The sequence below is a fragment of the Calidifontibacter indicus genome (assembly GCF_003386865.1).
GTDB lineage: Bacteria > Actinomycetota > Actinomycetes > Actinomycetales > Dermatophilaceae > Yimella > Yimella indica.
This window is the reverse complement of sequence record NZ_QTUA01000001.1, coordinates 2798182-2811188: the sequence shown is the minus strand read 5'-3', so window position 1 is coordinate 2811188 and position 13007 is coordinate 2798182. Positions and strand designations below refer to the sequence as shown.

The 13007-nt window shown below is 67.6% G+C and carries 15 protein-coding genes; 5 read left to right on the top strand and 10 right to left on the bottom strand.

From position 1 onward, the window contains the following. Positions 1–50 precede the first annotated feature (50 nt). Positions 51–701: an acyltransferase gene (locus tag DFJ65_RS13345; protein ID WP_115923438.1), complete on the top strand. Its 651-nt coding sequence runs from the start codon at positions 51–53 to the stop codon at positions 699–701. Positions 702–1099: 398 nt separating this feature from the next. Next, the gene (locus DFJ65_RS13340) at positions 1100–1921 is read left to right on the top strand and encodes a hypothetical protein (protein ID WP_342767522.1); all 822 of its coding nucleotides are present in this window, start codon (positions 1100–1102) and stop codon (positions 1919–1921) included. On the opposite strand, the gene DFJ65_RS13335 is transcribed toward DFJ65_RS13340, so the two are convergent. The 3 genes from DFJ65_RS13335 to mobA form a co-directional block, all read right to left on the bottom strand. Beyond that, on the bottom strand, positions 1918–3054 hold the full coding sequence (locus DFJ65_RS13335; protein WP_115923436.1) for a glycosyltransferase family 4 protein: 1137 nt from the start codon (positions 3052–3054) through the stop codon (positions 1918–1920). The two genes, DFJ65_RS13340 and DFJ65_RS13335, sit on opposite strands and share 4 nt — an antisense overlap. A gap of 187 nt (positions 3055–3241) precedes the next feature. Continuing rightward, entirely contained in the window at positions 3242–3520 is a 279-nt protein-coding gene (locus DFJ65_RS13330) for a DUF6457 domain-containing protein (RefSeq protein WP_115923435.1), read from the bottom strand. After that, positions 3513–4199, bottom strand: coding sequence for a molybdenum cofactor guanylyltransferase (gene mobA, locus DFJ65_RS13325; RefSeq protein ID WP_115923434.1), 687 nt, complete (start codon positions 4197–4199; stop codon positions 3513–3515). Before mobA ends, DFJ65_RS13330 begins: the two co-directional genes overlap by 8 nt. A 71-nt stretch (positions 4200–4270) precedes the next feature. Between mobA and dapB the strand changes: the two genes are divergently transcribed. Both dapB and DFJ65_RS13315 read left to right on the top strand, forming a co-directional pair. Next, the gene (dapB, locus tag DFJ65_RS13320) at positions 4271–5017 is read left to right on the top strand and encodes a 4-hydroxy-tetrahydrodipicolinate reductase (protein ID WP_115923433.1); all 747 of its coding nucleotides are present in this window, start codon (positions 4271–4273) and stop codon (positions 5015–5017) included. A gap of 65 nt (positions 5018–5082) precedes the next feature. Further along, positions 5083–5829 carry a DedA family protein gene (locus DFJ65_RS13315; RefSeq protein ID WP_115923432.1) on the top strand — a complete coding sequence of 249 codons (747 nt, stop codon included), beginning with the start codon at positions 5083–5085 and terminating at the stop codon, positions 5827–5829. Here DFJ65_RS13315 and DFJ65_RS13310 read toward each other — a convergent pair. Genes DFJ65_RS13310 through DFJ65_RS13295 form a run of 4 tightly spaced genes read right to left on the bottom strand, consistent with a single transcriptional unit; the run spans position 5813 to position 10366 of the window. Beyond that, the gene (locus DFJ65_RS13310; RefSeq protein ID WP_115923431.1) at positions 5813–6439 is read right to left on the bottom strand and encodes a LutC/YkgG family protein; all 627 of its coding nucleotides are present in this window, start codon (positions 6437–6439) and stop codon (positions 5813–5815) included. The genes DFJ65_RS13315 and DFJ65_RS13310 overlap by 17 nt on opposite strands. After that, on the bottom strand, positions 6436–7911 hold the full coding sequence (locus tag DFJ65_RS13305) for a LutB/LldF family L-lactate oxidation iron-sulfur protein (protein ID WP_115923430.1): 1476 nt from the start codon (positions 7909–7911) through the stop codon (positions 6436–6438). Before DFJ65_RS13305 ends, DFJ65_RS13310 begins: the two co-directional genes overlap by 4 nt. Then, the gene (locus tag DFJ65_RS13300) at positions 7908–8648 is read right to left on the bottom strand and encodes a (Fe-S)-binding protein (protein WP_115924313.1); all 741 of its coding nucleotides are present in this window, start codon (positions 8646–8648) and stop codon (positions 7908–7910) included. Before DFJ65_RS13300 ends, DFJ65_RS13305 begins: the two co-directional genes overlap by 4 nt. After that, positions 8645–10366, bottom strand: coding sequence for an L-lactate permease (locus DFJ65_RS13295; protein ID WP_115923429.1), 1722 nt, complete (start codon positions 10364–10366; stop codon positions 8645–8647). The genes DFJ65_RS13300 and DFJ65_RS13295 overlap by 4 nt, the downstream gene beginning before the upstream one ends. Positions 10367–10521: 155 nt before the next feature. Between DFJ65_RS13295 and DFJ65_RS13290 the strand changes: the two genes are divergently transcribed. Further along, positions 10522–11253 carry a FadR/GntR family transcriptional regulator gene (locus DFJ65_RS13290; RefSeq protein WP_115923428.1) on the top strand — a complete coding sequence of 244 codons (732 nt, stop codon included), beginning with the start codon at positions 10522–10524 and terminating at the stop codon, positions 11251–11253. A 34-nt stretch (positions 11254–11287) separates the two neighbouring features. Here DFJ65_RS13290 and DFJ65_RS13285 read toward each other — a convergent pair whose 3' ends face one another. Genes DFJ65_RS13285 through DFJ65_RS13275 form a run of 3 tightly spaced genes read right to left on the bottom strand, consistent with a single transcriptional unit; the run spans position 11288 to position 12958 of the window. After that, positions 11288–11596: an AzlD domain-containing protein gene (locus DFJ65_RS13285; protein WP_342767521.1), complete on the bottom strand. Its 309-nt coding sequence runs from the start codon at positions 11594–11596 to the stop codon at positions 11288–11290. Between the two features lie 2 nt (positions 11597–11598). Then, a complete protein-coding gene (locus DFJ65_RS13280) occupies positions 11599–12372 on the bottom strand; it encodes an AzlC family ABC transporter permease (RefSeq protein ID WP_115923427.1) in 774 nt (257 codons plus the stop codon). A 25-nt stretch (positions 12373–12397) separates the two neighbouring features. Further along, a complete protein-coding gene (locus tag DFJ65_RS13275; protein WP_245950257.1) occupies positions 12398–12958 on the bottom strand; it encodes a GNAT family N-acetyltransferase in 561 nt (186 codons plus the stop codon). Between the last annotated feature and the right edge of the window lie 49 nt (positions 12959–13007).

The window sequence follows — 13007 nt, the reverse complement described above, 5'->3', positions numbered from 1 at the left end:
GTGCCCACCCCCGCTTAGCATCGATGTACGCCTTGGACGAGGAGCTGTGAATGTCCGCAACTGCAGTCGAATCTAGCGAGCCGAACGCACCGCTGATCGCCGAATCGGCAGATGTCGATTCCCGTGCCACCCTCGGATTGAGCACCCGCATCTGGCACTTGGCGCAGGTGCGTGAGGATGCTGTGATCGGCGATCGCTGCATTATCGGTCGCGGTGCCTACATCGGACCGGGTGTCCGAATGGGTGACGACTGCAAGGTGCAGAACCATGCACTCGTCTATGAACCCGCTGTGGTCGAGGACGGTGCGTTCATCGGCCCAGCGGTGGTGTTCACCAACGACCAGTTCCCACGGGCTGTCACCCCGGCAGGGCTGCTGAAAAGCTCCCACGACTGGGATGCAGTCGGCGTGACCGTCCGCTATGGAGCGGCAGTCGGCGCTCGGGCAGTGTGCATCGCCCCCGTGACAATCGGTCGGTGGGCAGTGGTAGCTGCGGGCGCGGTGGTCACCAAGGATGTCCCCGATTTTGCGTTGGTTGCAGGTGTTCCGGCGCGGCGGATCAGATGGGTAGGCCGCGCGGGCGTGCCATTGCACCCCGCGGGTGGTGGAGAATTTCGGTGCCCCCGGACCGGAAGCCTCTACATCGAGCGAGACGGTGTGCTGTCCGAGGCGGACGGCACGGGCTTGCCTGAGGACCGTTGATCGTGCGCCAAGCGACCGACGGCACGCCGAGCGCTGGAAACCCGAGTCTTTCGTTGGTTTGTGTCTACAACGACATCGCGGTCCGTCGCCACTGTCTGGATCGATCACTCGGGGAATACAGCGGAACAGTCGATGTCGAGTACATCCCCATGGACAATCGCGAGCATCGATACGTCTCGGCTGGGGCCGCCCTTAACGCTGGCGCTCGCCGAGCGCACAACGAGGTCGTCGTCCTCGTCCATCAAGACGTGTACCTGCACTCGCTGGACAGGTTGGCCGAAGCAGCGCGTGCGCTCCTCGAAAGCCCTTCGGACGGTGGACCACGTTGGGGTCTGCTCGGGGCGAGTGGGGTGACTCACGCAGACCGAGCAGTCGGTCGTATCCGAGACCGTGTTCGCTTGAACGGTGACGCGGCGGTCGTGCCGATCGAGGTGGATAGCGTCGACGAGGTGCTGTTCATGATCCGTCGCGACACCCTGCTGGAGTACCCCCTCACCGAAGACCCAGACCTGGCGTGGCATGCGTATGCCGTTGAGTTGGGGCTTCGACTACGCCGCAACGGTTATCGGGTAGGTGCTACGGATTCGGCGCTCACGCACAACAGCATGAGCACCAACATGCGGGGTCTTGCGGCGGCACATCAAAAGGTCCGTTCGATGTACCCAGAGTTCGAGGATGTTCGGACGACGTGCGGAATTCTGGGCTCGAGGAGCCGTCGGTGGCGGCGTTTACCTCTGGTCAGCGACCATGGCTGGCGGTTGCGCTGGTTACGCGAGTCACGTCGTGCACGTGCGCTTCGACGATTGGTGGATCGTCAAGTGGTGCTCAGCGAACTCATCGAAGAGGTCGATCATCTCGCATTCAGTCCCACGCAGCCTCTCCACCTGTTCAATCTTGACCGTGCTGGCGACTTTGCCGGGCACACGCCAACACCGACGACCCTCGAGCGCGGTGGCCGTCCAGTGATCATGTCGACATGCGGGTCTGTCGATGACCTTTGTCGACGACTGGCGAGCCTCGACGCTGGGTCGAACATCGTGATCGAGGATCTCGACGACGACGGCCTTCTCCAACTGCGGTCAGCGTTTTCGGTAGAGCACCCGTGGATCGTCGGCGTTCAACCGAGCGACACTTGGGTTGTCGCAGGCCCCAATGCGGTTGAGTTGCCTGACCACTGGAGGCGCCGTCGGGCACGCCCGTTGGGATTCACTCCGATCTAGAGGGCCATGTTGGCTTGGTCGCGAGTAGCGGTCGGCGTGGGACGCAGTACTTGCAGCAACTTTGTGCTGAACGCAGACCGCGTATAAAGGACTTCGGCTCTTTCCGCTGCGGCACGGCCGAGTTCGTCACGTCGCGTCGGATCCTCGACCAAGCTGACGACCGCTCCTACCAAAGCGTCGACGTCGCTCGCCGGCACGACTACACCCGCGTCGCCCAACTGATCGCGTACGCCGCCGACGTCGAAGGCCACGATGGGTCGAGCGAGCAGCATGGCTTCCATCACCACCAGTGGAAACGGGTCATCGCGCGACGGCAGCACCATCACATCGAAGCTTCGCAGGACAGGGTAGGGGTCTGACCGGACGCCCATGAAGTCGATCGGGGAACCCGCCTCCCAGCGGGCGCGATCGGCGCTGTCCACCGAGCCGACCCACGGGAACGACAACCGGCGTTCAGGCAATGCGGCTTGGATTCGCGTTGCCGCATCCACCCAGAGGTCGACACCTTTTCGAAGCTCTGCGGTGCCGCAGCATCCGATCGTCAAGACATCGACGTCATCGGCCGCCCCCGGCGGGAGCGGCTGGCTGCGTCGCACCTCGCGGTCATCCGGCACGGAGAGCAACAGGTGGATTGAGCTTTCCGGGACCTCGAGAAGCACGCCGAGTTCTTTTCGAACGCTGGGCGAACACGCCACCAGCCGAATATCGCCAGACGTCAGGGTCAGGCCAGCTCTTCGGATGAAGAAGTCACTGTTCGTGCCGGACTCGTGCACATGAAGGATATTCGTCGGTCGTTTGGTGAGTCTCGCCGCACGTGAGTAGATCGCGGCTGACGTCGAGTTGACGTACACGATGTCGGGGCGGTGCCTGAGCATGGTCGCGGTGGCGAGGATCAGGTCGACTGTGAGGGCGACCCTGCGCGGTGCATAGCTCCACAGCCGCCTTCGCCAACGGTGGGCGAACTCGAGACGGGTCCTCGATTCAGAGGCGAATTCTTGGAGCATTGGACCATCGGTCCGGCTCACGACATCGACATCGTGCCCCACATCGCGAAGTACCCGGGCGACGAGTAGTGCCACCCTCGGCGCGCCGCTCAGGGTCGCCTCGTGGGTCACGAGCAGAACCCGGCTCATCCGATGGCCCGTTGCGTGCACGCATCGTCGGGCCCCGTTGCACCGTCAAACATCACCCACCCACCCCCTCGGCACCATTCTGGACGACCTACCACGCCCCGTCTGCCATTCGTCGAAAGTAGGGCTTTCGGGCCGGACGATCGAGGCATACCTTCGCCCAAGGCGATCGATCGTCTTGTAGATGAGATCAATCCTTCTGCGGCGGAAGGGTTTCCACAATCCGCTCCACCAGCGCACGCTGGTCGACCGGCCCTTCTGCAGCCGCCGAGAGACCCACTGCGACACCCAACGCGTACGCCGACACCGGCGCCATCGGGCGCACGAATCGGTGCGCCACCTGCTTGGTCAGCTCGAGCACGAGAGAAACGTCGAGCAGCGAGTAGTCGACACCGATGGCCGCGCAGGCCTCCTGGAGCCAGGCTTCCTGTTCCGTACGGGTCGGCTCCGCCATGTTCTTGTCACTCATTCGCGCTGCGCTCCTCGGGTTCGTCGTCCGCGGACGACTCGTCGGCGTCCTCGCCGTCGATGAAGTAGTCGTTCCATTCCGACACCTGGTCCCACGTGTCCACGTCGTCACCGACGCGTCCCGGTGCCGCGAGCGCTCGGGTGGACAGGCGTCCGAGCAGGGCGCGCAGCGGACGGTCGGTGGCGTCGCCCAGCGACTCGGCCGCCGCCACGAGCGCGGATGTCGAGTAGACCCCGGCGACCCACTGGGCGTGGCCCTCGCCATCGGCGAGCACGCACCCTTCGCCGCGGCGTGTGGCCAGCAAGAGCGGCACCGCTTGGCGCGCGAGTGGCAGGTCGCACCCGAGCACGATCGTCCAGGGTGCGGCGCCGTCCGCGCCGGATTCGGTTGGCAATGCGTGCAAGCCGGTGACCACGGCGGCAGCTGGGCCGCCGAACACGGGTTCCTCCCGCACCTGGTGGATGTGGGCGGGCAGGTCACGTGGGGGCCCGACCACCACGACGTGGCGCGCAGCGGCGACCGCCTCGAGCACCCCGGCCAGCAGCGGTCCGTCACCGACGTCGAGCGTCGCCTTGTCGACCAGTCCGAGCCGCGACCCGCGTCCGCCGGCCAGCACGATCGCGTCGTACGGATCGTCGGCGGCTGCCCCTTGCAGCTCGGTGTCACCCTCGACCATCATCGCCTTCCCCTTGGACCACGGAAGTGGACAGTCTTGCAGATGCGGCCCCGCCTCGGCCTAGGGTTGGCCGGGTGACTGAGCGGATCAAAGTGGCAGTGATCGGGGCCTCGGGCCGGATGGGCTCGCAGGCCGTGCAGGCGGTGCAGGAGGCAGACGATCTGGAACTCGTCGGCACCTTCGACGACGGCGACGACCTCGGCGATCTCGCCGGCGCGCAGGTGGCGATCGAGCTCACCGTGCCGTCGGCGTCGCCGCAGAACATCGCCCACTGCGTCGAGCAGGGCGTGCACGCCGTCGTCGGCACCACCGGGTGGGACGACGATCGCCTCGCGACCCTGGAGAAGCAACTCGCGCAGCGTCCGGAGGTGGGCGTGCTCATCGCCCCGAACTTCGCCATCGGGGCCTTGCTGATGATGTCCTTCGCGCAGCAGGCGGCCCGCTTCTACGAGTCGGTCGAGGTCGTCGAGACCCACCACCCCGACAAGGTCGACGCGCCGTCCGGCACGGCCGCGCGCACCGCGCGACTCATCGGCGAGGCCCGGCGCGACGCCGGTCTCGGCGCTGTGCCCGACGCCACCGAGCACGACCCGGACGGCGCCCGCGGGGCGCTCGTCGACGGTGTGCCCGTGCACGCCATGCGGCTGCGCGGACGCGTTGCCCACCAGGAGGTCAACTTCGGGGGAGTCGGCGAGGCACTCACCATCCGGCACGACTCGTTCGACCGCATCAGCTTCATGCCGGGCGTGCTCGCCGGGGTGCGCGGTGTGTCCGACCACCCGGGGCTCACGGTGGGCCTGGAGCGTTACCTGGGGTTGTAACTCCCGTCACAGTTCGTTCAGCGTCAGGTCGCCTGCGCCGGTTACCGTCCGCGCATGGGAGCACGATGTTCGACGGGCTGCTGACGTCCCTCGGCGAGCTCATGGACTCGCCGTGGATCTACCCGCTCATCGCCGTCATCTCCCTGGTCGACGCCGTCGTGCCGGTCTTTCCCAGCGAGGCCCCGCTGATCATGGCGGGCGTCTATGCCGGGTCGACCGGTTCGCCCAACCTGCTGCTGATCCTTCTCGCCGCGGGAGCGGGAGCGATGGCCGGCGACCACCTTGCGTATCTGATCGGGCGCAGCGCGGCCGGTCGCATCGAGGCGATCCCCCCCGACTCCCGGCGGGGACGCGCGATCGCCGGCGCCAAACGGTTACTTGAGACCCGCGGCGGGATGGCGCTGGTCATCGGCCGGTTCATCCCGTGGGGGCGCATCGCGACCACGATCGTCTTCGGCGCCATGCGCTACCCGCGGGCGCGGTTCACGGTGTTCGACGCGATCGGTGTCAGTGCTTGGGCGCTGCACGGCACGTTGATGGGCTACATCGGCGGGCATGCCTTCGAGCAGGACCCGCTGAAGGGCCTGGCGCTCGGGTTGGGGTTGGCGATCCTCGCCTCGGCGCTCATCGAACTCGTCCGGTGGTTGATCGCCCGCAGGCGCGGTTCGGGCCGAGTGGAGGTAGCCGCCGAAGCTGGGGCGGATGAAGAGGCCGACGAAGATGCCGACGACACGACCGACGGCGCCGTGCGCGAAACCGCACACGACGCCGTCGACGAACCCGATCAGGACCGGCTCAACGCACGAGGATGACCTCGAGATTGCGGGGGCCGTGCACCCCCTCCACCCGGTTCAGTTCGATGTCGGAGGTGGCGCTCGGGCCACTGATCCAGGTGAGCGGGCGCCCCTGCTCGACCGACGGCCGCAGCACCGCGGTGGCCTGGGGCACCGACGTCACCACCTGGTCGGCCCTGATGACGCACACGTGCACGTCGGGCACCAGGGACAGGGCACGCCGCGCCTGACCGTCGGTGTGATCGAGCACGATCGTGCCGGTGCGCGCGATACCGACCGCGCTGGTGGTGACCACCGCGTCGAGCTTGTCCAGGTCGTACGCGGACAGCCCGTCGTCGACGGTGGGGTCGAGTTCACCGGGGCGGACGTCGTCAGGCAGGTCAGGCGAAATCACCACGCTGCGGCAGTCGTGGTTGCGCAGGATCTCGTCGACCTTGCCCGCGACCTCGCCGGCACCGACCTGGTGCACGACCGCCCGGTAGTCGACGAGGTTCTCCACGAACAACTCGAGCATCGGCTGCGTGTCGAGGGTTTCGGGAGCCGGCGCCTCGTGCACCGAAACCGTTGCGGCGGAGTCGGTCTGGGCGCGCCGGATGCGGTCGAGGATCTCCTCGCGGGCGGTGCTCATTCGTTGCCTCCGTTCGTGCGGTCCCACCATTGCCGGAAGGTCTCCTTGGGCGGCACCGGCACGTCGCGTGCTCCGCTCCACGCCGCCGCCGGACCGGGGATGGCCCCGAGCGCGGTGCGTTTGCCGAGCAGCTTCGACCCGAGGGTCGCCGCCTTCTGCGCCTTGGTCAGGTGGCTGCTGTCGGAGAACATCCAGGCCGCGGCCTTCATCGCGCGCGCCTCCACCGACGGCCGTCCGTCGCGATGCTCGTCGACCACCTGCGTCCGCAGTTTGACCAGCAACGTCGGGATGTCGATGCGCACCGGGCAGACCTCGTAACACGCACCGCACAGGCTGGACGCGTAGGGCAAGGACTGATCGATCGCGCTGGAGGTGCCGCGCAGTTGCGGGGTGAGCACCGCACCGATCGGGCCCGGGTAGACCGACCCGTACGCGTGCCCACCGGCGCGTTCGTACACCGGGCACACATTGAGGCAGGCCGAGCAGCGGATGCACCGCAGCGCCTGCCGCCCGACCGGGTCGGCGAGCACGTGCGTGCGGCCGTTGTCGACGAGCACGACATGAACGTTCTGCGGCCCGTCGTCGGCGGCAGGACCTGTCCACATCGTCGTGTACGGGTTCATCCGCTCGCCGGTGCTCGACCGGGGGAGCAGTTGCATGAACGTGCCGAGGTCTTCCCACTTCGGCAGCACCTTCTCGATGCCCACGACCGAGATGAGGGTCTCGGGCAGGGTCAGGCACATGCGTCCGTTGCCCTCCGACTCCAGCACCACGAGGGTGCCGGTGTCGGCGACTGCGAAGTTGGCACCGGAGATCGCGACCTTGGCCCGCAGGAATTTCTCCCGCAGGTGCAGACGCGCGGCTTCGGCGAGTTCGCGGGGTTCGTCGGTCATGTTGTCCGGCGCCGGCCGGCCGACTTGCCCCATCCGGGTGCGGAAGATCTCGCGGATCTCCGCGCGTCCGCGGTGGATCGCGGGCACGAGGATATGGGAGGAGCGGTCGTCACCCAGTTGCACGATGAGCTCGGCGAGGTCGGTCTCCCAGGCGTGGATGCCGGCGGCCTCCAATGCCTCGTTGAGCTCGATCTCCTGGGTGGCCATCGATTTGACCTTCACCACCTCGTCGACGCCCTGGGCCTTCACCAGATCGAGCACGATCCGGTTCGCCTCCTCGGCGTCGCGCGCCCAGTGCACCGTCGCGCCCTGCTCGGTGAGCTTCTGCTCGAGTTGCACGAGGTACTGCTCCAGGTTGGCGAGCACCTCGTCCTTGGTGTCGGCACCGTTGCGGCGCAGGTCCTGCCACTCGGGCACCTCGTCGACCACCGCGGCGCGCTTGGCCCGGATGGTGTGTGTGGCGTGCAGCAGGTTGCGTCGCTGGCGGGTGTTGGCCAGGGCATCCTTGGCCATCGTCGGAAACTTCGGCATGCCGACGAAGGTGGCCGTGGTGGTACCCAGCGGGTTCGGGTTGCTCATGTCGTGCTCCCGTCGGTCGAGGCGAGCACCTCGGCGAGGTGCATGGTGCGGACGCCGGACCGTTGCCGGCCGAGCACCCCACCGATCTGTGCGAGGCAGGAGTTGTCGCCGGCGACGACGACCTCTGCCTCGGTCTCGCGGATGTGGCGGGCCTTGTCGCTGCCCATGGCCACCGAGATGTCGGCGTTCTTCATCGCGAAGGTGCCACCGAACCCGCAGCATTCGTCGGCCGCGGGCAGCTCGACGAGGTCGATGCCGCGCACCGCCCGCAACAACTGCAGCGGCCGGTCACCCACCTTGAGCATCCGCAACGAGTGGCAGGTGGGGTGATAGGTGACGCGGTGCGGGAAGTAGGCACCGACGTTCGTCGTGCCGAGCACATCGACGATGAACTCCGACAGCTCGTACGTCTTGGGAGCGACCTTCGTGACCCCGTCGACGAGGGCGCCGTCGCCGGAGCGACGGGCCAACTCGTCGTACTGCTCGCGCACCGAACCGGTGCACGAACCACTAACCGACACCACGGCGTCGTACGGCTCGAACACGTCGACGAACTTGCGCGCCAACGGAATTGCCTCATCGGCGTAGCCCGTGTTGGTGAACATCTGACCGCAGCAGGTCTGCTCCGGCGGGAACTCGACGTCGACACCGAGGCGGCGCAGCAGGCGCACCGTCGCCTTGGGGGTCTCCGGCCACATCGTGTCGTTGAAACAGGTGGCGAACAGCGCGACTCTCATGACGGCAGCATCCACGAGAGCACGGTGGCCTGCAAGCCGACGAGCAGACACATGACGGCCAGCAGTCCGATCGACCACAGCACGACCTTGCGGAAGATGTCCGACTCGCGGCCGAGCAGACCGACCGAGGTGGCGGCGATGGTGAGGTTCTGCGGGCTGACCATCTTGCCGACGACGCCGCCTGAGGAGTTCGAGGCAACGAGCAGGGTCGGGTCGATGCCGGCGTTGTGCGCCGCGGTCTGCTGCAGCGTCGCGAACAGCGCGTTGGCGCTGGTGTCGGAACCGGTGACCGCGGTGCCCAACCAACCGAGGATCGGCGACAGGAACGCGAACGCGGTGCCGGCCCCGGCGATCCAGGTGCCGATGGTGATCGTCTGGCCCGACAGGTTCATCACATAAGCCAGGGCGAGAACCGATGCGACCGTCAGGAAGGCGAACCGCAACTTGACTGCGCTGGAGGTGAACTCGTGCAGCCACTTGCCCGGTGACACCTTGTAGACGAGCGCGACGATCAGTGAGCAGATGAGCAGCAGCGTGCCGGGAGAGGAGAGCCACTGGAAGTTGTAGATCGTGGTCGACGACACCTTGCCGGCGGCGTTGACCACCTCGCCGTGCAGGCCAGGCCATTCGATCTTGCGGTCGGTGTCGGCGAGGGCGTTCTTGATCGGGTCGATGAGCTTCGCGGCAGCGAAGACGACGATGATCAGCAGGTAGGGGAACAACGCCATTCCGATGCGTCCCGGGGAGAGCGAGCGCGCGTGGGCGTCGAGTTCCTCGGCGCTCTGGGCGGTGTCGGCCTCGTCGGTGCCGACATCACCGGCGTCACCGGAGCCACCGACGGTGGCCAGCTCGCGCTTACGGGCGAGGGCGAGGTCGGCGAGGGCTTCGTCGCGTCCGACCGGCTTCCAGAAGCGCAGCATGATGACGGCCACGGCGAGGGCGGCGAGAGAAGCGATGACGTCGGTCAGCTCGACCGAGATCCAGGTGGCCGAAACCCACTGGGCGACGCCGAACGCAAGGCCGACGACGATCGCGATCGGCCAGGTCTGCTTGATGCCGCGCTTGCCGTCGACCAGGGCGACGAGCATCAGCGGCACGAAGATGGCGAGTACGGGGGTCTGGTGACCGACATAGGCGCCGATCTCGTTGTAGTCGATCTTGGTGAGCGTGCCCGCCGTGATGATTGGGGTGCCGACGGCGCCGAAGGCGACCGGCGCGGTGTTGGCGAGCAGCGCGACCGCGGCCGCGCGCAGCGGGGAGAACCCGACTGCCATCAACATCACGCCGGTGATCGCGACGGGCGCGCCGAATCCGGCGAGTGCCTCCAGCATCGCGCCGAAACAGAAGGCGATGATGATGGCCTGGATGCGCGGGTCGTCGGAGACCAGGTGGAAGGTGGCGCGCAGGTCGTCGAAGCGTCCACTCACCACCGTGATCTGGTAGAGCACGATCGCGCAGAACACGATCCACATGATCGGGAAGAGCCCGAAGACGGCGCCCTCGGTGGCGGACAGCACGGCGAGGTTGGCCGGCATGTCGAACGCCATCACGGCGACGACGATCGAGACGGCGAGAGCGGTGAGGCCGGCCCAGTGCGCCTTCCAGCGCAGCGCGCCGAGGGTCACGAACACGGTCAGCAACGGGAGCATCGCGACGATCGCCGACAACCAGAGGCTGTCGGCCACCGGCGCGAGCGGTGGGGTGTAGGTGGTCGTCATCGGGGGGCCTTTCGAGGAGGTGTCGAATGGTCAGACCATAATTGTGATGCACACCATAGTGGTAATCCGCGGGTTACCGGCGAGTTCACCTCTCGGGTCTGCGCGTGTCGGCCGGTGCTGTCGTGCCAGCACGCGGTGGGCCTAGAGTTCGAGGGGTGAGCGAAGACGTCGAACGGGCGGCCGGAACCAAGGCGTGGGAGCTCGTTGTCGCCTGGATCGAACAAGGGATCCTGGACGGCCGACTGGTACGCGGTTCGACCCTGCCCGCCGAGCGTGACCTGGCCGCTCAACTCGGGGTGAGTCGGGCGGTCGTTCGCGAGGCCGTGCGCACCTTGCAGGCGAACGGAGTGCTGCGCTCGAACGTCGGCGCCGGAGCCACCGGGGGCACGATCGTGGAGGGGGAGCCGCACGTCGCGCTCACCCGGATGCTGCGCATGCACGTGGCGCTTGCCAACTTTCCCGGACGCGATGTCACCGAGGTGCGGGTCGTGCTCGAGCGACTCTCGGTGGCGTTGGCCTGCGCCCACGCCGACGACGACGCCCGCGCGGCGATGCGTGCGGCCCTGGAGCTGATGGACGACGACGACCTCACCCGCGAGGAGTTCAGCAGGTTCGACACCGAGTTCCACGTCGCGATCGCCCGGTCGGCGGGCAACCGTCTGGTGACCGATCTGACGGTCGCGATCCGGGAGGCGATGAACCTACCGATCGGCTGGGGCTTCGGCGAGCTTGCCGAGTGGACGCAGGTGCGCACCCAGTTGCGCGCGCATCACCACGCGATCATGGCGGCGATCGAGGCCCGGTCGGCCGACGAGGCGGCCGAGTTGGTCGACCAGCACATCTGGTGGGCCTACGAGGCGATCCCGCGGCTGCAGCGGGCGCAGTAGCGCCCGACGGATCGGTCCCGAATCTTGTTGTCTCTCAGCCGATCCCGAACGCCCGCAGGATTGCGGCGGTTGCTGCAGCCACGATGATGACCACCAGGAAGGGCGCCCGCAGGCAGAGGGCGACGACCGCCGCCGCGAGCCCGGCCGCTCGCGCATCGATTGTCACCGATCCGCCCGAGCCACCGAAGGTCTGCACCGCCACCAAGGCGGCGAGCAGCGCGATCGGCAGATACTTCATGATCCGGCTGACGAGTGGGCCGTCGAGCCATTCCTGCGGCACGACGAATCCGGCCAGCTTGGTCAGCAGGGAGAGCACACCGGCCAGCAGCACTGTCGTCCACATGCTCACGGCGTGGGCCAATCGCTGTGCCTGCCGCGTTCATGATGCGGGAGATCTTCGTCGATGATGTGCGTGCCGTTGTTGCCTTCGCTCTTGTCCGGCAGCGCGCCGGCGACGACCGCCGCCAGCGCGGCGATGAGAATGGGGGTGCCAGCCGGCGCATGGGGTGAGGCGATCAGCGCGATAGCGCCGGCCGCGACGGCGCTCGATCGAGTGCGGATCGTCGTCAATCGCGGCCACAGCAACGCGATGAAGGCGCCGGAAGCAGCGGCGTCCAGACCCCACTGCTTCGGGTCGCCGAGGGCGTTGCCGACGAGTACGCCGAGGACGGTGAACGCGTTCCAGAAGATGAACACCGCGATGCCCGTCCACCAGAAGCCGACCGTTGTGCGCTCGCGATCGGGCTGCGCGACAGCGACGGCGGTCGACTCGTCGATGGTGAGGTGTGCCGCGAGCAGTTTGCGCCATCCCCTCGCCTGCAGCAGCCGGGAGACCTGGAGTCCGTAGAAGCCGTTTCGCAAGCCGAGCAACGTGCTGGTGGTGACCGCGGCGGCACCCGTGCCGCCCGACGCGATCACGCCGACGAGCGCGAACGGCGAGCCGCCGCTGAACAACAGCGCAGACAGCAGCACTGCCTGCCAGAGGTTCAGGCCGGCGGCGGACGCCAGGGCTCCGAAACTGATCGCATAGAGGCCGGTGGCGATGCCGATCCAGAGGCCCTGCAGAGCAACGGGTTTCGCGTTGTCCGCGAGGCCCGGTGCGAGACGGTCGATGAACATGGCAGTGGTCGACCAGGGGTCGTGATCAGTGGTGGTGGTTGTGGTCGTGGTCTTCCTGCTCGGCGGACGCGCTGGAGTCGGTGTGCAACTCGATCTCCCGCACCGTGCCGCCGGTGGAGGTGACGACCCGGTCGGCGTAGCCGCCGGTGGCCGCGAACCCGGCGACGGCCAGGAAGCGCACCAACGGGGTGTCGCTTTCGACGATGCGCACGCGCACGTGGTGGACGTCGTTGGCGGCGAGGGTGTCGATCGCAGCGTTCAGCAGACGCGACCCGTGGCCGCGACCGCGGCGGTCCGGGTGTACTCCACCGGAGAGGATCTCGCCGCCGGTCGGTCGGTCGGTCGGGCCGAGCGCGACGAACCCGACGACCTCGTCGAGTTCGGTGGCCACCAGGAGCCGGTGCACGGGCGACGGCGGTGTCTGCAGCGACTCGCGCCAGGCCGCTTCGAACGCCGCAGGGGTGAACTCCGCGAGAGTCTGCGGCTCGACCAGCTCGCCGAACGCGTCCCGCCAGACCTGCGCCTGCACCGCACCGATCGCGGGGAGGTCTTCGGGTCGGGCGGTCCGCACGCTTGCATCACTCACCCGGCAGATTCTGGCAGCCGGGGCTTGCTGGGCATGCAGCGCCCGTCCG